Raw genomic sequence first — 16,812 nt, forward strand, 5'->3', positions numbered from 1 at the left:
TGTACTCAAGTCAAAAAAACACAGTTAACGAATACGTAATCTCTCTTTCAATTGTTTTAAGTAACGAGATCGTATCATTAAGAAGTATACAACTTGGATTCCTATGAAAATACTTAATACAATCGCATTTTCCTTCAACAGTGAGTACTCAAACATCTGCCCTAGTGCAGTTAACGCTACTGCTCCATGTAATGTTGCAACACCTATTGGAACGAAGAATAAAAGTGCCAATCGAATTGTAACTACTTTCGATAATTCCCCACTCGTTAAGCCTACTTTTCGAATCATTTCAAACAAACGAGTATCATCCTCCAAATCAGAAAACAAACGGAAGTAAAGGAAGCTTCCTGCACATACGAAAAATACAATACCAATAAAGAAACCTACAAATAGAATTGGTCCTGCGATTTGTAAACTTTGGTTTTGTTCGTACTCTTCTGCACTAAACGCTCCATGTTCTTCATAAGGCTTCATCTGATTAGTAAGTTCTTTACCAACCCCAATTTCATCTTTCGTTCCTTCTGTTTTGTACAAATAATCTTTTTCCTCTTTAAATCCATCTTGTAATGCATCATACTGATTGTTAGAAATTACATAAACGTTACCTCTTATTATTTTACTTAATGAGGAAGTATTAACTTTTTTCACTTTTAAAGGTTCATTCAAATGTGACAAAGTAATTTCTTTTCTTTCTTTCATCTGTGGCCCTGGTATATCGACTGACAAAAATAAAACTTCTTTTTTTGATACCGCATTAAAGGGTTCTCCTGTTAACTTTGCATATTCCTTATAGTCTGATTCCTTTATAAAGGTGGCGCTTCTTAACGACTGCTCCTCCGTTTTCTTCGTCGAAATATTAGTTTTTGAAACTGTTATACTATGTTTCTTTAATCCTTCGTCAATCATCTTCAAATGCTGTGATTCATTACTATTTCCTTGCTTAGAATGATAGTGAAACGCAATTGGTCTCTCCATAATCGTCTTTGTCATTGATGTAAAGCCAACTAATGTACCTATTGCTGAAAATGCTACAGTTGAAATTATGGTTACAATAAAAAACATTCTTGCGTTATCTCTCATACGATAAGCTAAATCTGACAACGTAATAATATTTGTCTGTGTCCAATAGAAACGTTTACTTTTTTTACATAGTCTAATAATAAAGACGCTCAACTGCTTGTACAGCAAATACGTACCAATAATGACTACCGTTGTAACAGGAATCATCATGACAAATACCATTGCGCCGTGTGACATAAGCGCTCCTGCATATCCCGCACTAAGCAATATGATTGCTAATATAGAAGAAATAATGGATGCTTTCGGTTCCGGCTTCGCTTCTGCTGATCCTCTAAACAATTTCATAATTTTATTCTTCCGAATCATTCCTGCACTAAACAAAGAAATGATCATAAATAATACAAAAAACATAATGCTCGTTACAACAATGGCTTTCATTGGAATGTAATAGGGTAAGGAAATATCTAACTTCAATATCATTGGAGCTACAAATATTAATATTCCGGAAAATAACATCCCTGCTAGAATTCCAAAGATAATTGCCCCTATCCCAATCATAATATTTTCGAAAAAGATAAGACGCTTTAATTGATATTTCGTCATACCTAACATCATTAAAATTCCTAATTCACGCTTTCTCGTTTTTAAAAACATTCCCATCGAATATAAAATAAAGAAGAATGTAAATAAGTAAATAATGGACTGTGCAAAAGACATACTTACGAACACGTATCGTCCCAATTCTCCAGCACTTAACGCCGGATGAAACGCAAAAAATGAATACACAAAAAAGGCCATAATAGCAAATGCACTACTTAAAAAATATGCTGAATATGTTCGTCTATTTCGCGTCACATTCCGATATGCGAGTTCTCTAATATTCATATTACTTCTCCGCCCTTCTACTAACTATGTTCTTATATTAGTAAAGTACGGAAATACCTTCCATCGATTCAAATGACAAAAACCTTACATTATTGAAAGGTTTCAAAAAAATTGCTTAAACGAAGCAGTTTCATTATAATGACTACATTCATATTCATACACACACCCTATTGTATATTCGTTAATTTTGCGAAATAATAAAGGATAGAAGTATGTACCAATATACATATAAACTTATTTACCGCTTTAATATGAATAGGAGGAAAACATAATGACATTACAAGAACAGATTATGAAAGCATTACATGTTCAACCTGTAATTGATCCGAAAGTAGAAATTCGTAAACGTGTTGATTTCTTAAAAGATTATGTAAAAAAAACAGGTGCGAAAGGATTTGTACTTGGAATTAGTGGCGGGCAAGACTCTACATTAGCGGGACGTTTAGCCCAGCTTGCAGTTGAAGAAATTCGTAACGAAGGTGGTAACGCAACGTTTATCGCTGTTCGTCTTCCTTACAAAGTACAAAAAGATGAAGATGACGCACAATTAGCATTACAATTTATTCAAGCTGATCAATCAACTGCCTTTGATATCGCTTCAACTGTTGATGCTTTTTCAAGTCAATACGAAAACTTATTAGGTGAATCATTAACAGATTTCAATAAAGGTAATGTGAAAGCACGTATCCGCATGGTTACACAATATGCAATCGGTGGACAAAACGGTCTTCTTGTTATCGGAACAGATCACGCTGCAGAAGCTGTAACAGGATTCTTTACAAAATTCGGAGATGGTGGTGCAGATTTATTACCATTAACAGGATTAACGAAGCGCCAAGGACGTGCTTTACTACAAGAATTAGGTGCAGACGAGCGACTATATTTAAAAATGCCAACAGCTGATTTATTAGATGAAAAACCAGGTCAAGCTGATGAAACAGAGTTAGGCATTACGTATGATCAATTAGATGACTATTTAGAAGGTAAATCAGTTCCAGCTGATGTTGCTGAAAAGATTGAAAAACGCTACACAGTGAGTGAAGCTTCTTTTTTTATGTTTTAACGATATACCCCGATTCTTTTCTCCAGTATATCCTGTAAGCAATCTTCATGTTGTTTATTGAACAATGGGGGCATTTCGTCTAACGGGAAAAACTTCAAATCCAACGTTTCATCACCGTCAACTTTTTTCTCTCCTCCGACAATTGAGCATGAAAAGAATATCACAATTGACTGGGATTTGTCTCCATTTGGATATGTTTGAAAATATTTTGTATACACCCCGATAAGCTCATTTATTTTCACATCATAACCTGTTTCTTCTTTTATTTCTCGAATCGCCGTTTCTGCAGCAGATTCTCCTAATTCCATTGCACCACCAGGAAATCCCCAAGCGCTAAAGTCACCTCTTTTTTGCAGTAATACTTCTCCATGTTCATTCAACACACAACCACCCGCAAAGTTTAAGAAAACATAATCGTGCCCTACTTTTTCACGTAATTCTTTTATATAATTAGCCATCCTCTTCCCCTTTTCATACACCTTTTATCGTTATTTCTTATCTTTTTCAAGCAATTCAATAATTCGATCTAGCTTCTGGTTCATATTCATCACATGCTGTTTCTTTGCGGCGTTGTTTTGCAATATTCTTCTAATAAACAAAGTTAATGATAGGAAAAATAAAACGATAAGTCCGATTACTAAACAAGTATATATCAATGTAAAAATATTACTTTCGAACAAATCCATTCAGATTCCACATCCTTCCACTTTAATTTTATCACATAATTCTGATTTTTAAAGTGATACATAATAAAAGAGCATCTTTTACAGATGCTCTTTTTCATTCCTTAATACGTAAATGTAATTGTCGCTAATGAATAACCCGCCATTGCACTATATGGTGCTACTTGATATGATACACGCTTTGCACCTTTTGGCCAATTTATCTCATTTAACACTTTCTTTATATCTTGCATTGTCCCATCCATAGACTGCTTATATCGTACTTCTACTTTTTCTGGTTTAGCTGCAAATTGTTGCTGTAATTTTTTCTTAAATTCAATGTAATTTTCTGCCCCATATTGTGCAGACAAATATTTTAAATTTGTTTCTTTTAACATTTGTTCATATGCAGCAGTCTTTGAACTACCCGTTTTTATTTTGTTTGTTAATTCACTAAAGTAACTTGTAGTTGCTGCCGGATATTTACTACGATCCCATTCATGATCTTTACTTAATTGCTCATCAGACATATTAAAATATGAATATGTTACACGCCCAGCTTTATCTGGTACTGGATCATCGAATGTCGTATCAAGGTGGTACCATTTGTTTTCAATGTTTACTAAATTCCATGCGTGAGCTTGTCCATTTCCTGTACCTGTTACAATATGGTTTTGAATACCCGCTTCTTTTAGCAATTCATATGTTAATAACGTATATCCTTGGCAAACAGCAGAGCGATTCGCTAATGCTTCATATGCTGTATATGCTTGATAAGACGTATCATACGATACATGTTTTACAACGTAATCATGTATAGCTTTTACTTTTTCATGCGCATCCATCCCCGGTTTTACAATTGAACCTATAATCGATTTCACCTGAGATTTTACATATTGTGTCTGTTCTTTTGATTCACGATATTTCACTTGCAGTGTAAATGTATAGTTCCCTGGCAGTCCTTTAATAGAATACTTAGTAGACGCTACATTATATTTTACATACTCATCAGCATCTACAATTTTATTAAACTCGCCATACAATTGATCCATAATATTTCTAGCATTTCTATCTTTTGTTTTATATGTGATTGTAATATTCTCTTCTCGATTATCAATCTGTTTTTTTAATTCTTTTCTGAAATCATTTAACAACTTTACATCTGATTGTGCTGTCGCTACAGTTGAATTCGTAGCTGCATATGATACAGATGATGCTTGTAAGCCTCCCACTACTATAGTAGAACAAAGCAGCGCAGCTGTCATATACTTACTTGTCTTTCCCATTTCGTCACTCCTTACATTCTATAACTATACGAAAAAGTATCGTATAGTTTCAGAGTATACAATACTTTTCCGTATAGGTCATATGAGATTATGCATATTTAACATTGTAAAAAGGTTGTTCTTTTTACAAGAACAACCTTTTTCATTAACAAGTTTGTAATACGCAGCATGCATTTTCAAAACGTCGATTTTTTAAGTCTTCATTTCCAATACAGAAATAAAGCATCCCTAAATCTCCCCACATCATATTACAATTTTTAGTATCTGAATCAATTTGGAATAAAAGCGTCATTTGCTGCGGGTCTACTCCCAAATATTCTCCTGTCTCATATAACACTTCTTCTTGTACAGAGAACGGTTCTCCAAACATTTGATGATTATCATAGTTGTCTGGAATTAACTCTTCCAGCAATTGTAAGAAACGATCTGAATCATCCTCATCTTCAATGAAAAGCTCTGGCAATTTATACGTTAGTTCAAAAGTAGTTGCACACTGGTTATAATTCGTTTGTAATTCATCTGCTCTTCGTAATTGCTCTACAGGAACATCATAATAAAGTACACGCCCCGCTTCAGTTGGATTCACATCTTCTTCAAAGTAATTTTCAATACTAAAGAAATATAACATCCCTGTCTTAGGAAGATTGTGATCCATGCCGACATTTTGTAAATCCTTTAAATTAAATTGGGCGATAAACTGTAATGGATTTCCTTTGTGTGTTGGATATTCAAATGCAACTGGCAAATCAGGAACTCCTCCCATTTTCGAACTACCTATCGCAACGGTTTCCTCCTGCTTTGGCACAACTTTCACACAAGGAAATACAGTATTAATAAGTTCCTCTTTTACATGTGTCAGTCCATATTTATCAATTAATACTTCAATTTGTTTATTCATAAATTCTCCTTATATTCACATACTTATTTGTATCATCGCACAAAAATTATACTCCATTCTTTGTAAAAACAACAAGCCTCCAAAAAAACGGGCTCTTCCTCCATACGCGAACAAGTTTAAAAAAGCATAGTATACATTGTTCCTACAAACACGATAGTTCATTATTTCTTCCAGTACATTTTCCCCTCGTTCATTTTTATTTTTAATTTAAGGAGGAATTCCACATGGGTTACGGATATAGTTGCGGCGGTTACGGTTACGGCGGTAGTTGTGGTGGATGTGGTTATGGAGGTTTCGCTTTATTAATCGTTTTATTTATCCTTCTAATCATCATCGGAGCTAGCTGTTGGGGCGGCTTTGTAGGCTGCTAGTAAATTTAAAAACTATTGTAAAAAAGCACGTACAATACGTGCTTTTTTGCCATTTTCAAATCTTTTATTCGAAAGGAAGTATGATTGATGAAGATTGATGGTGTTTTTGAAGGAGGCGGTGTACGCGGAATTGCGCATGTAGGGGCAATTTGCGCGTTAGCTGAAAAAGGCTATGAATGGGAACGTGTAGCTGGAACATCAGCTGGTTCCATTATCGCTGCGCTCCTAGCAGCAGGATATTCTTGTTCAGAGTTAAAAACGATTATAACTGATATTGATTATAATAAATTTACGAAGAGAACCTTTATTGACAGAATCCCGTTTATCGGAAAAGGATTAAGCGCATGGACTACTCTTGGTGTTTACTCTAATATTTTTATAGAAGAATGGATTGAAGAATTACTTCGAAAAAAAGGAGTTCACTTATTTACAGATTTACCTGATTTAAATAAGCTTAAAATTATCGCTTCTGATATAAGTAATGGTAAAATGGTTGTCTTTCCTGATGACTTACCGAACTACGGATTTTTAAATTATCGCTTCTCTATTGCTAAAGCTGTAAGAATGAGTAGTACAATCCCCTTCTTCTTTGAACCGGTAAAATGGAGAACTCCAAAATGGAAGCAACCTTGTTATATGGTAGATGGAGGGATTTTAAGCAATTACCCAATTTGGATTTTCGACTCACCTACCTCTCCTCGCTGGCCGACTTTTGGGTTTCATTTTGTAAAAGATGAGATTCAAGCTGACCCTACCCACTATAACGAGCCTATCTCCATGTTCAAAGGACTATTTAAAACAATGATGCAAGCCCATGATTTACGCCATTTAGACAAGGAATCAAAAGCAAGAACAATTACAATTCCAACAGGGTCCATTACAAGTACAAACTTTGAGTTAACAAAGGAAGAAAAAGAGTGGCTTTACAATTCTGGTTATAACGCCGCAAATAAGTTTTTACAATCTTGGAACTTCAGACAATATATTGATGAATATAGAGACGGCAATCAAGACCGAAAAACAAATCGGTATTTCCGTCAACTTGACTCATAATACTATTATTTTTCATACGAAAACACGTAACGCTTTCAAAAAAAATAAGCCTAGTAAAATCATATATTACTAGGCTTATTTATCCCCTATATAATTATTATACGTTGCTTAAGGATACGTTAATCCTTCAGCTTCCTCCGCAGTAATAACGGTGTATCGATTTCCCGTTCGTAATCCTAACAATTCTGCTTTTTCAATTGCCTCTCGCTTCGTCTCCGCATAAGCAGCTAAATATTTTTCTCCATTGATAATTTGGCAAATTACATATTGTTTCATTACTTTCTCCTCTTACTTTTTCATTAGTTGTGCGAGCTTTTTTATACCTATTTCAATTTCTTCTAACGTTGCGTATGAATATGATAGGCGCAAAAATTGGTTTGCACTTCTATCATACAAAGTACCTGGATTTAACAAAATCTTTTCTTTCAAAGCTTTTTCAAATAAACTACGATTTGAAACCGGAACACTCATATGTAACCAAATATAAAAACCACCTGCCGGTTCATGCCATGTCGCTATTTCACTACAATACTTCTTTAACATACTCACCATAAAGTCCCTACGTTTTGTAAGCTCACCTCTTACAAACTGTAAATGTTCTTCATACAATCCATCTTTAAACCACTCTGCGGCAATTTGCTGAGATATAGAACTCGATCCATAATCTGTTTGCATTTTTATGTCTGCCAATCTTTGAATGACTGGCTCAGGTCCAACAATCCATCCAATTCTTAATCCTGGACTAATTACTTTAGACATGCTTCCAATGTGTAGTACGATTCCATTTTTATCATACGCTTTTAAAGGTTTCGAAATAGGGGCATCAAACCATAAGTCTTGATACACTGCGTCCTCTATAATAGGCAATCCAATTTCATTGCATATCTCCACCACTTCTGTCCGCTTCTTCGTATCCATGCTAAAATTCGTTGGATTATGAAAAGACGGGATTGTATATAAAATAGAGGCATTAAATTGCTTCTTATATTTCGCAATATATGACACATCTAGCCCACTCTCATCCATTGGCATTCCAATTAAACGTATTCCTGCTGATTGAAAAACATTGAGAGAGTATAAATATGATGGTTTTTCTAATAAAATGGATGCTCCTTTCGGAAGAAGCCCAATAGAAATAAGTTGGAGTGCTTGAATTGCTCCTGAAACAATCAATATAGAGTCAGGAGATACATATATGCCCTGCCTTTTTAAATAGTCCGCAATTTGCTTCCTTAAATTAAGATTACCTTTTGGCTGTTCATACCCAAGTATCACGTTTGATTTTAAAAGCTTATTCATTACTACTTTCATCTTTTTTTCGGGTAAAAGACTTGGCGCGAGCTCACCTGTTCCTAAACGAATTACATGCGGATAAAATTCAGCTTGATTAATCTCTTGAATAGCAGGCAGATTCGGATAATGAAGTCCTGTTTCTACATAAGATTGCCAATTAGGCGGCGGTGCGTAAGTTGAAGCATTTTCATGATTATTTACAACAATTGTTCCTTTCCTGCCATTCCCTTTAATGTATCTCTTTGCGACTAGTTCATCAAAAGCCATTACAATTGTACTTCGATTCACACCAAATGTATGTGCCAAATTTCTTTGTGAAGGTAATTTTGTTCCGACAGTCCATTCTCCATTAACGATTTTTTCTTTTATATACGTTTCTATTTGTTTATACAAAGGAGTCGCTAAAGACATATCAGGCTTCCAAACCAACCTTTCCATCATATCACCTTACATTCTTTTTGGTTGGTAACCTCCCCAACCATATGGATGGATACAAATTTTCATTTCTTCTATACAATATACACTATCATACTAAAATTAAGTAGGAGGGAAATATGATGAGTGAAGCAATTATTCATGGTATCATCCTTGCATTTGGTCTTATCATTCCATTAGGTGTTCAAAATGTGTTCGTTTTTAACCAAGGAGCCAGCCAAGCAAATATTTGGCGAGCAGCTCCCGTAGTATTAACTGCCTCTATATGTGATACGTTACTCATATTAATTGCAGTGCAGGGTGTCTCCCTTGTACTCCTTACTTTTTCTTGGCTAACTAACACGTTATATATGATTGGCTTTTTCTTTCTCATGTATATGGGCTGGGTTATTTGGAGAAGTAACCCTTCCAATGATGTAAAACAAGAAATAAGCATGCCAGTAAAAAAACAAATACTTTTCGCTGCATCAGTTTCCTTATTAAATCCCCATGCAATTTTAGATACAATCGGTGTAATTGGAACAAATTCTATCCAATACATAGGAAATGAAAAATGGGCTTTCACACTTGCAACTATTATCGTTTCTTGGATTTGGTTTATAAGCTTAGCTTTAGCGGGGAAATTTCTAAAAAGACTAGACTCAACCGGAAAGACAATCGTATTATTAAATAAATTTTCTGGTCTCATCATATGGGGTGTCGCGCTTTATATGTTAAAACAAGTTATTTATTCCTAATGAACAAAAGAGAATTGCATGTCACTGAAAACATCATGCAATTCTCTTACAAATTATGAAGTAGGTTCCGGTTTCTCTTTTACCGTCTTTACATCTTTTGCTGGTTTAATCCAAATGATTGCTATAGCAGCACCGATACCAGCGAATATACTTGTTAAATAAAATACTTCATGGTCAGCACCTTTCATGAAAAAAGAATATAGAGGCGGTCCAGCTGCTACACCGATAAATCGCATTGAACTATAAAATGACGTAACCGTTCCCCTTTGCTCCTTTTCAATTCCTTGTGTAATTAAAGCATCTAAACATGGGAGTGCCATACCAATCCCTATCCCCATAATAACGAGACAAAGAAGTAATAAATAAATCCCTTTTATAAATAAAGGAATAATGACTGATGCAGCTGCCATTAAAAAACCAATATAAATACACTTCTTCATAACATTTTGATTATCTCCAATTTTTTTACCGGCCATATATGAACTAAGTGACAGTACAAGTAACGGGATCGCGAGCACACACCCTTTCCATATACCATGAATGTCATACTTTGACTCCAGTATAGTAGATAAATAAAAGAGAATTCCGAATAAAATAAGCATAATAATTGCACCGAGTATAAAAATGGCAATTAACCATCTTCCCTTCTCCCTAAACGTAGAGACAATAGATTGAATAAACTCTTTTAGTGGCGGCACTTCCCCTTCTTGTTTTTTTGCCTTTACTAGTACGAGTAATAAAACAATCGATACTACACATAAAACGGGAATCGCCCAAAACGGTAAGAACCATACAATGGCAGCAAGAGCAGATCCTAAAATAGGGCTCAGCACTTTCCCAAATGTATTGGATGTTTCTATAATTCCTAAACCGGTACTAACTTGTTTTTCATCCTTGTATAAATCACCCACACACGGTATAACAACTGGCATTGCACCAGCAGCACCAATACCTTGAATCGCTCTACCGATTAATATCCAAGTGTAAGGATTATCAACTTTCCAAGATACCCAACCAGTTATCGCTCCTCCTATAGCCGCAATCAGCAAGCTCGGAACCATTACCATCTTTCGTCCCCATCTATCTGATAAATAACCAGCAATCGGTATAAGTAGAATGGCTACGATAGAGTAAATTGTAATAATCATGGATACTTGAAACGATGAAATATGTAATTTCTTTTCAATAGTCGGCAGGATTGGAATGAGCATTGAATTCCCTAATGTCATAACAAGTGGAACTGATGCGAGCGCAATTAAACAACAGTTTTCTTTTTTTAACATGTTGACTTCGGAACCTTTCATCGTATATTTCTTACCATATAATAGCCCTGCTGGAACGCAATGTTCATTCCACCAGGGCTATTACATCGTTACTACCTTCCCATTCACAACAAAAGAAATTGGGGAAAATATAGTATTATTCCTATTCTTTGAATCCAGTTCACAATATATCCATACCAATTAATTGAAAAAAAAAAGAAAGGAAGAATCCTTCCTTTCTCCTATAACCTTCTACAATTAGCGAGTATATCCGCCACCAAGTTGTTGTTCTGCCATCGCTACAAGGCGTTTTGTAATTTCACCGCCTACAGAACCGTTTGCACGTGAAGAAGTATCAGCGCCAAGTTGTACACCAAACTCTTGTGCAATTTCATATTTCATTTGATCTAAAGCCGCTTGTGCTCCATGTGATGCTAATTGATTAGAATTACGATTTCTAGCCATTACCAATCACCTCCTTATTTATATATAAATTGTGTTAAATTTTAATTTAAATACATGGTAATTTTTGGTTATTAATATTTTTTAAAAAAGAGTCTCTACAATGAGAGACTCTTACATCATTTTATATTAAGAAGTTACTACTTCTAAATTTCTATTTGTTAGTACTTTCATTTCTTCTTTTAATATATCTTTCGCATTATGTCCAAACCATTCGAGTGAAGCGAAATGGTCAGTATCTCTCACTTCCTGAATAATCTCATCATAATTTACGATACCTTCAAATAACGGAACCATACCAGTACGACTTCCCGCTGCTGCATATACATTATTAGGTTCAAACACATGTAAATAATCTGCTGACGATATATTCTTAAAATGGTAATGTTGTATCCACGGCCTTAGTCGCTGGAAGCTGTCAACTGGATCTGCACCAGACTCCCATATATGAAGAAAATCAAGATTTATTTTCAAATTCGGATGATCTACTTCGCCTAATAGTTCCAAAGTAGAAGGCAACGTATCCGTTAATGTATTTGGATGTGTTTCTAAAAGTACATACATATTATGCTGAGAAAATAATTCACAAATCATGCGAATACGATTCACATACTCTTGTCTCTCTTTTTGCGAAAAACCTGCACTGCCTTTTTGTCCAGCAAACGTACGAATTTTGTTCGTTTTAAACCAATTAGCTAGTATTGCAAGTTGTTCACATTTCTCTATCGTTTTTTCAAAATCTGCCGATAATGCTATGTCTAAGTAATCACTTATCATCGTAATTTCCAAGGTTTTATCCTTTAAACAATTCAATTCTCGTTCTGTCGTTTCATACTCTTGCATATACAAATTTTGCGCATGAGTCCCCCACAATTCAATTCCTTCAAAACCGTTTTCGTATGCAAATTGAACAATATCAGTAAATGAAATTAATTGATGGCGAAATGAAATGGTACATAGTGAATATTTCATAGCTTTAAACTCCCTTATCTTAAATTCAGTAAACTTTTTAAAGAGTTACGACAGACTGATTTATTTTTATAGCTTTCCACGCTAGAAATTGTTTCTCTAATTCTTCCTTAATTTGCAGTTCAATTGCATTCATTTCATCCAGTTTTTCAACAATCGATACTAGCATTCCTTTATTATTCGTCATCGCCATTTTAATTGCACGATACTGTACATTTGTAAATCCTTGTACAATATCTTCTACTCGATCACACCAATAATCAAATTCTTGCTCTGAATATTGTAACGTTTCACGGAAATATGCAAAGGCATGCTCATAACTATATTTACGAATCGCAAGTACTGGAATTTGTTTTACTGCCGCTACAAGCCTAGAAAGCTCATACCCCTCTTCCTCATTTGCCATTTTTATAATTAAGTTTTTCAACTCCATAGTTAGTTCATTGTCCTTCTTTTTGAATGTTTCCATGAAATAACTAGCTACCATTTCTTGTGTTGGTTCTTGAATTCCTTCTACATCAATGAAATATCCTCCACCAAAAGGATTATCCTGAACAGAGTGAAGCACTTTTTCTCTTTCCATATTCCCTTCCCAGCGAAAATCAGGATCTAACATGAACCATTCTTCTTCTTTCTCTGTCTTCGATATCATTAAATAATGTGGAAACGGTTTTTGATGGAATTTATTTTCCCTCTCAGGTAATAGGGACATATCAACCATTACAATTACATAGCGATTCTCTGGCTTGTTTTCTACTAATTCTAAAAATGTTTCTACATTACTACTTTTATCTCTTTCATGATCATACCATTCGTTCACTTTAATACCATACAATTTTTCATACCAAAGTAAGTAATTATCATGGTTAATATTTTTGGAGTGATATGAAATAATTCCGCCATCTGTTATATCAAAATCTCCATCCCATAATCCAAAATAAAATGGACGAAAATCTATATCACTACGCCTTTTTATAATTTCACAAAAACAACTCACTAAGCAGTGCACTTTAATTGAAGTCATATTTTCATCCACTTTCCTAAATGTTAGTTATTCATATTTAGTTCTTGTAACGGCTGTAACTCCTCCATAAAATCAAGTAAAGATCCTACAGTAAGAAATGCCTTTGGATCTACCTCATCCTCTGGGACACATAACTTCAAATCCATTTCTATGTATACAATGAGCTGTAACATCATTACCGAATCTATATATAAATCTTGATTTAATCGCATCGTTTCTTCTAAATGCGTTACATTTTTCAGTTCCATTTTTTCTTCCATAATTTTTAACACTGCATTCTTTAACTCTTCTCGTCTCATGCTGTAACCTCTCCCATCTCTAGTAACTTTCTACTTACTTTTCCAGTTTTATTTTTCGGAATTTCAGTTACACTTTCAATTTCATGCGGAACTTTATAAGACGGTAAGTGCTCCATACACCATTCCCTTATTTGCACGGGATCTACTTGAGAGATTACTTTCGCTTTAACAATTTCACCCATCACAGGATGTTTTCCTCGATATACTATCGCCTCTTGGACACCTTCTAATCGAAGCATCGTTTCTTCTACCTCTATAGGAAAGACTTTTAATCCTGAAACGTTAATTACATCATCCATGCGCCCCATAAAATGAAAGCCACGCTCAGATTTATACCCTAAATCTTTCGTGAAAATTTCCTTCTCGTTCATTTTCACTACAATTTCTTCAGGCGCATTTTCACTTGACCCTATGCTTATACTCGCATGAGATAATGGTTTTCCTAAATCTAAATGACTATTCATATCATGACATATACTAATACAACCTGCTTCAGAACAACCGTATTGCTGCATCATATACGTTGTCATTTCTTTTAGTTTATAAAATAATGCTTCTGGCAACGGTGAGCCAGATGTCATAATTTTATGAAACTGAAATGTTCCTAGTGGAAAACTTCCCATAATATGTAGCATAAGTGGTACTGCATATATGATATGTTTTTCTGTATTACGAACTATATTTAATGCGAATTTAGGATTTTTATTCGTAATGATAATCGGTTTGCTTCCCCTCGTAATGGCAGATAACGTACCACATATTAGCCCGTATGAATGTGAAACAGGCGCCATAACAATCGGCACTTCATCCTCTTCACAGTTTAAAGCTTCATTATAAGCAGTAATTTCTGTATCAATTTCCGTCCATGCTCTACGAATCAGTTTCGGCTCTCCCGTAGTTCCAGAACTATATTGCAATAAAGAAGGCTCTTCTAGTAAAGAGTTCACTGCTTCTAATTTCGTAAAATCACTATATTCTCTATATAAAATTCCGATACAATTTGCACGCTTTGCCATTTCAATAGCCGTTTCTTTTGGCGTATCTTCATGTATAAGTAACACTGATGATTTCTTTTCTTTTAAGAAAAAAACAAGCGTAATAATATCGAATGGATTTTTCAGACAAAGCGCAAATCTATTTCCTGCTGCTTCTTGAAATTGTTCCATTTCCTCATAGACTTGTAATCTCAAATCAAAATCACTTTTGCTATACTCTTCTTTATTAACGATTAGCATAATTCCCCCCTGTAACAACTGATTTTTGTTTGTTAAGTTGTCTTGCTCTATACAATGGATTTGGGACTTCATGAACAAGTGATTCCACGTCCAAATATAAACGACGCTTCGTTAATTGCTCGGCATAGAATGTAGGAGTGTATAATTGAATGTTTTCAAATCTACCTTTCAAATATGGATATTTTCTTAAATGATTTTCAATTTCTTCAACAACCATCATCCAAAAACTTTCTTCTTTCCATTCATATTCATCCGCAAGTACGAAAGCTAATTCTCCTAAGTTAAATAAGAAAAGTGCATCTAATACCATCTCTTGCAAACATTCGATACGATCCATTTCAAAGAAATCATTCATTTTTCCCTTCGCATATGTTTTGTGCATTTTAGTAAAGTCCGGACATTTGTCAATTTCTTTTAAGAATGGACGATAAAACTCAAGTCCTTCATGGAAATCCTTTAATGCAATACGGACAGGTAGCCCTTCTTTATGAACTAAAATCATATTTTGTCCGTGTGATTCTAATGCGATCCCATGCTCTACAACAAGATGTATAACTGGTATAATCGCTTTTTGAATAAGTAATCGTAGCCAATTTTCTATCCCATATTGGTTTAACCATGCATCAATAACTGGTGTCCCATCTTTCTCTTTTGCATATAAGCCGTTAAAGGGAATTGCATCCTCTTGTGCATCCAAATACTTATGAACACTTTCACGCCAAATACATCCTAATGAACCATATACTGATTTCTTATTCGTATCATACGTTACACTCGAAAACTCATTTAGCAAAATTATGCGTGATTCATCTCGCAAATACGAATCATGACTTACAACATCATGTAACCAATTCGATATAGCTGGTGCACTCACAACAGAATATGGTTTCAACGTACGAAGTGTTGAAGTGTTGAGTATATTTAGTGATAACTTTACATACGGTTTCTTTGGATTCGTAACATTTCTTAACGTCCTCATAGATTGTTGTGCACAGTAATCATCCTCTGATCTTCCTAAATAAATAATATATTTATCCTGTATATGACTAGCATAATTCGGAATGATGAAATTCTCCCACTGCCAAGGATGAACAGGTATAAACACGTACTGTTTTGGATTACATCCCGCACTGTGAATCCGTTCCATAAACTCTTCTAATTTACGCTCACCAATCTCCTCTATTAAAATTTTGTCATAAATTACTTCATTCTCATAACCTACACTGGAGTATTTTTTATGCGTTGCAATCCATATGAGTTTTATTGGCTGCATAAACTCATATCCATATTGAAAATTGTCACGATATTGAAATCCAATGCGCGCTTTATAACTAGGATGATAGGGATGGCCGTCTATTAAATGACTTTCAAACTCATCGTAAGATTTTTGAATGTATTCTTCCTTATTATTTCTTTCATATTGTGCAATCGCGTCTTTAAATATTGTTTGTTCTAATTCTTGAATAAAATAATCTAATTTAGTTCGTTCCACGTTAACAACTCGAAAAATTTCTTCTAAAAATTGTGAAACAGATTGTATTTCTTGTTTTCCCTCTTGAACTCTTACTATTAATGAATCTATAGAGATACGTCCAAATGTCATTCGTTCTCTTCCGTAACATTCGTACGTAACACTTTTCTTTTCCTCATCAAGTCCTTGTATAAGAAAAAGAATTTGTTCTTCCTTTTCTATACGAACTAGCGTAATGATCCCCTCATAAATTAACGATTCTACTAACTGACGTAACACTCTTCTTCGCACTGAAATATAATCTTCTGATTTCAGTGCCTTCAATATTTTCGTGTGATACATATCTACTCCCATAAATCCCTCCACTTTATGACGAAACACCAAATT

General features: G+C 34.6%; 18 protein-coding genes. 4 read left to right on the plus strand and 14 right to left on the minus strand.

The features are described from left to right. Nucleotides 1-24: 24 nt before the first annotated feature. Nucleotides 25-1,905, minus strand: coding sequence for an ABC transporter permease (locus DN410_RS04570; RefSeq protein ID WP_149175530.1), 1,881 nt, complete (start codon nucleotides 1,903-1,905; stop codon nucleotides 25-27). A 271-nt stretch (nucleotides 1,906-2,176) separates the two neighbouring features. Between DN410_RS04570 and nadE the strand changes: the two genes are divergently transcribed. After that, on the plus strand, nucleotides 2,177-2,968 hold the full coding sequence (gene nadE / locus DN410_RS04575) for an ammonia-dependent NAD(+) synthetase (protein ID WP_149175531.1): 792 nt from the start codon (nucleotides 2,177-2,179) through the stop codon (nucleotides 2,966-2,968). Here the strand turns inward: nadE and DN410_RS04580 are convergent. The 4 genes from DN410_RS04580 to DN410_RS04595 all read right to left on the minus strand — a co-directional run bounded on the left by DN410_RS04580 (nucleotide 2,965) and on the right by DN410_RS04595 (nucleotide 5,814). Then, nucleotides 2,965-3,426, minus strand: coding sequence for an NUDIX hydrolase (locus tag DN410_RS04580; protein WP_149175532.1), 462 nt, complete (start codon nucleotides 3,424-3,426; stop codon nucleotides 2,965-2,967). The two genes, nadE and DN410_RS04580, sit on opposite strands and share 4 nt — an antisense overlap. Before the next feature lie 30 nt (nucleotides 3,427-3,456). Beyond that, nucleotides 3,457-3,654 carry a DUF4083 domain-containing protein gene (locus tag DN410_RS04585; RefSeq protein ID WP_149175533.1) on the minus strand — a complete coding sequence of 66 codons (198 nt, stop codon included), beginning with the start codon at nucleotides 3,652-3,654 and terminating at the stop codon, nucleotides 3,457-3,459. A gap of 101 nt (nucleotides 3,655-3,755) precedes the next feature. Next, nucleotides 3,756-4,916, minus strand: coding sequence for a transglutaminase domain-containing protein (locus DN410_RS04590; RefSeq protein WP_149175534.1), 1,161 nt, complete (start codon nucleotides 4,914-4,916; stop codon nucleotides 3,756-3,758). A gap of 145 nt (nucleotides 4,917-5,061) precedes the next feature. Next, a complete protein-coding gene (locus DN410_RS04595; protein ID WP_149175535.1) occupies nucleotides 5,062-5,814 on the minus strand; it encodes a YwqG family protein in 753 nt (250 codons plus the stop codon). Nucleotides 5,815-6,038: 224 nt separating this feature from the next. Here DN410_RS04595 and DN410_RS04600 point away from each other — a divergent pair, with 224 nt between their 5' ends. Both DN410_RS04600 and DN410_RS04605 read left to right on the plus strand, forming a co-directional pair. Then, nucleotides 6,039-6,185 carry a YjcZ family sporulation protein gene (locus DN410_RS04600; RefSeq protein WP_000540425.1) on the plus strand — a complete coding sequence of 49 codons (147 nt, stop codon included), beginning with the start codon at nucleotides 6,039-6,041 and terminating at the stop codon, nucleotides 6,183-6,185. 87 nt (nucleotides 6,186-6,272) lie between these two features. Then, complete coding sequence (locus DN410_RS04605) at nucleotides 6,273-7,238, plus strand: patatin-like phospholipase family protein (RefSeq protein WP_149175536.1); 966 nt, start codon at nucleotides 6,273-6,275, stop codon at nucleotides 7,236-7,238. 108 nt (nucleotides 7,239-7,346) lie between these two features. Here the strand turns inward: DN410_RS04605 and DN410_RS04610 are convergent, their stop codons facing one another. Further along, complete coding sequence (locus DN410_RS04610; RefSeq protein ID WP_149175537.1) at nucleotides 7,347-7,514, minus strand: DUF3933 family protein; 168 nt, start codon at nucleotides 7,512-7,514, stop codon at nucleotides 7,347-7,349. 12 nt (nucleotides 7,515-7,526) lie between these two features. Beyond that, a complete protein-coding gene (locus tag DN410_RS04615) occupies nucleotides 7,527-8,969 on the minus strand; it encodes an aminotransferase-like domain-containing protein (RefSeq protein WP_149175538.1) in 1,443 nt (480 codons plus the stop codon). Between the two features lie 119 nt (nucleotides 8,970-9,088). On the opposite strand from DN410_RS04615, the gene DN410_RS04620 reads away from it, so the two are divergent. Then, complete coding sequence (locus DN410_RS04620) at nucleotides 9,089-9,703, plus strand: LysE/ArgO family amino acid transporter (RefSeq protein ID WP_147807740.1); 615 nt, start codon at nucleotides 9,089-9,091, stop codon at nucleotides 9,701-9,703. Nucleotides 9,704-9,756: 53 nt separating this feature from the next. Here the strand turns inward: DN410_RS04620 and DN410_RS04625 are convergent, their stop codons facing one another. From DN410_RS04625 to DN410_RS04655, 7 genes are all read right to left on the minus strand, one after another. After that, nucleotides 9,757-10,986 carry a bacillibactin exporter BcbE gene (locus tag DN410_RS04625; protein WP_149175539.1) on the minus strand — a complete coding sequence of 410 codons (1,230 nt, stop codon included), beginning with the start codon at nucleotides 10,984-10,986 and terminating at the stop codon, nucleotides 9,757-9,759. Between the two features lie 237 nt (nucleotides 10,987-11,223). Next, nucleotides 11,224-11,430 carry an alpha/beta-type small acid-soluble spore protein gene (locus tag DN410_RS04630; RefSeq protein WP_000113545.1) on the minus strand — a complete coding sequence of 69 codons (207 nt, stop codon included), beginning with the start codon at nucleotides 11,428-11,430 and terminating at the stop codon, nucleotides 11,224-11,226. 126 nt (nucleotides 11,431-11,556) lie between these two features. After that, nucleotides 11,557-12,399 (minus strand): petrobactin biosynthesis 3-dehydroshikimate dehydratase AsbF, encoded by an 843-nt coding sequence (asbF, locus tag DN410_RS04635; RefSeq protein ID WP_149175540.1) that lies wholly within the window; start codon nucleotides 12,397-12,399, stop codon nucleotides 11,557-11,559. A 37-nt stretch (nucleotides 12,400-12,436) separates the two neighbouring features. Continuing rightward, nucleotides 12,437-13,420 carry a DUF6005 family protein gene (locus DN410_RS04640; protein WP_149175541.1) on the minus strand — a complete coding sequence of 328 codons (984 nt, stop codon included), beginning with the start codon at nucleotides 13,418-13,420 and terminating at the stop codon, nucleotides 12,437-12,439. 23 nt (nucleotides 13,421-13,443) lie between these two features. Then, nucleotides 13,444-13,719: a petrobactin biosynthesis protein AsbD gene (gene asbD / locus DN410_RS04645; protein WP_071712529.1), complete on the minus strand. Its 276-nt coding sequence runs from the start codon at nucleotides 13,717-13,719 to the stop codon at nucleotides 13,444-13,446. Then, nucleotides 13,716-14,954, minus strand: a complete 1,239-nt coding sequence (locus tag DN410_RS04650) for an AMP-binding protein (RefSeq protein WP_149175542.1) — start codon at nucleotides 14,952-14,954, stop codon at nucleotides 13,716-13,718. The genes asbD and DN410_RS04650 overlap by 4 nt, the downstream gene beginning before the upstream one ends. After that, a complete protein-coding gene (locus tag DN410_RS04655; RefSeq protein WP_149175543.1) occupies nucleotides 14,941-16,779 on the minus strand; it encodes an IucA/IucC family protein in 1,839 nt (612 codons plus the stop codon). Before DN410_RS04655 ends, DN410_RS04650 begins: the two co-directional genes overlap by 14 nt. Nucleotides 16,780-16,812 lie beyond the last annotated feature (33 nt).

The organism is Bacillus sp. SH5-2 (assembly GCF_008368905.1).
Classification (GTDB): Bacteria; Bacillota; Bacilli; order Bacillales; family Bacillaceae_G; genus Bacillus_A; species Bacillus_A luti.

Coding starts and splice junctions, on each gene's coding strand:
- DN410_RS04570 (WP_149175530.1), bottom strand. CDS start 1,905: ATGAATATTAGAGAACTCGCATATCGGAATGTGACGCGAAATAGACGA.
- nadE (WP_149175531.1), top strand. CDS start 2,177: ATGACATTACAAGAACAGATTATGAAAGCATTACATGTTCAACCTGTA.
- DN410_RS04580 (WP_149175532.1), bottom strand. CDS start 3,426: ATGGCTAATTATATAAAAGAATTACGTGAAAAAGTAGGGCACGATTAT.
- DN410_RS04585 (WP_149175533.1), bottom strand. CDS start 3,654: ATGGATTTGTTCGAAAGTAATATTTTTACATTGATATATACTTGTTTA.
- DN410_RS04590 (WP_149175534.1), bottom strand. CDS start 4,916: ATGGGAAAGACAAGTAAGTATATGACAGCTGCGCTGCTTTGTTCTACT.
- DN410_RS04595 (WP_149175535.1), bottom strand. CDS start 5,814: ATGAATAAACAAATTGAAGTATTAATTGATAAATATGGACTGACACAT.
- DN410_RS04600 (WP_000540425.1), top strand. CDS start 6,039: ATGGGTTACGGATATAGTTGCGGCGGTTACGGTTACGGCGGTAGTTGT.
- DN410_RS04605 (WP_149175536.1), top strand. CDS start 6,273: ATGAAGATTGATGGTGTTTTTGAAGGAGGCGGTGTACGCGGAATTGCG.
- DN410_RS04610 (WP_149175537.1), bottom strand. CDS start 7,514: ATGAAACAATATGTAATTTGCCAAATTATCAATGGAGAAAAATATTTA.
- DN410_RS04615 (WP_149175538.1), bottom strand. CDS start 8,969: ATGGAAAGGTTGGTTTGGAAGCCTGATATGTCTTTAGCGACTCCTTTG.
- DN410_RS04620 (WP_147807740.1), top strand. CDS start 9,089: ATGAGTGAAGCAATTATTCATGGTATCATCCTTGCATTTGGTCTTATC.
- DN410_RS04625 (WP_149175539.1), bottom strand. CDS start 10,986: ATGTTAAAAAAAGAAAACTGTTGTTTAATTGCGCTCGCATCAGTTCCA.
- DN410_RS04630 (WP_000113545.1), bottom strand. CDS start 11,430: ATGGCTAGAAATCGTAATTCTAATCAATTAGCATCACATGGAGCACAA.
- asbF (WP_149175540.1), bottom strand. CDS start 12,399: ATGAAATATTCACTATGTACCATTTCATTTCGCCATCAATTAATTTCA.
- DN410_RS04640 (WP_149175541.1), bottom strand. CDS start 13,420: ATGACTTCAATTAAAGTGCACTGCTTAGTGAGTTGTTTTTGTGAAATT.
- asbD (WP_071712529.1), bottom strand. CDS start 13,719: ATGAGACGAGAAGAGTTAAAGAATGCAGTGTTAAAAATTATGGAAGAA.
- DN410_RS04650 (WP_149175542.1), bottom strand. CDS start 14,954: ATGCTAATCGTTAATAAAGAAGAGTATAGCAAAAGTGATTTTGATTTG.
- DN410_RS04655 (WP_149175543.1), bottom strand. CDS start 16,779: ATGGGAGTAGATATGTATCACACGAAAATATTGAAGGCACTGAAATCA.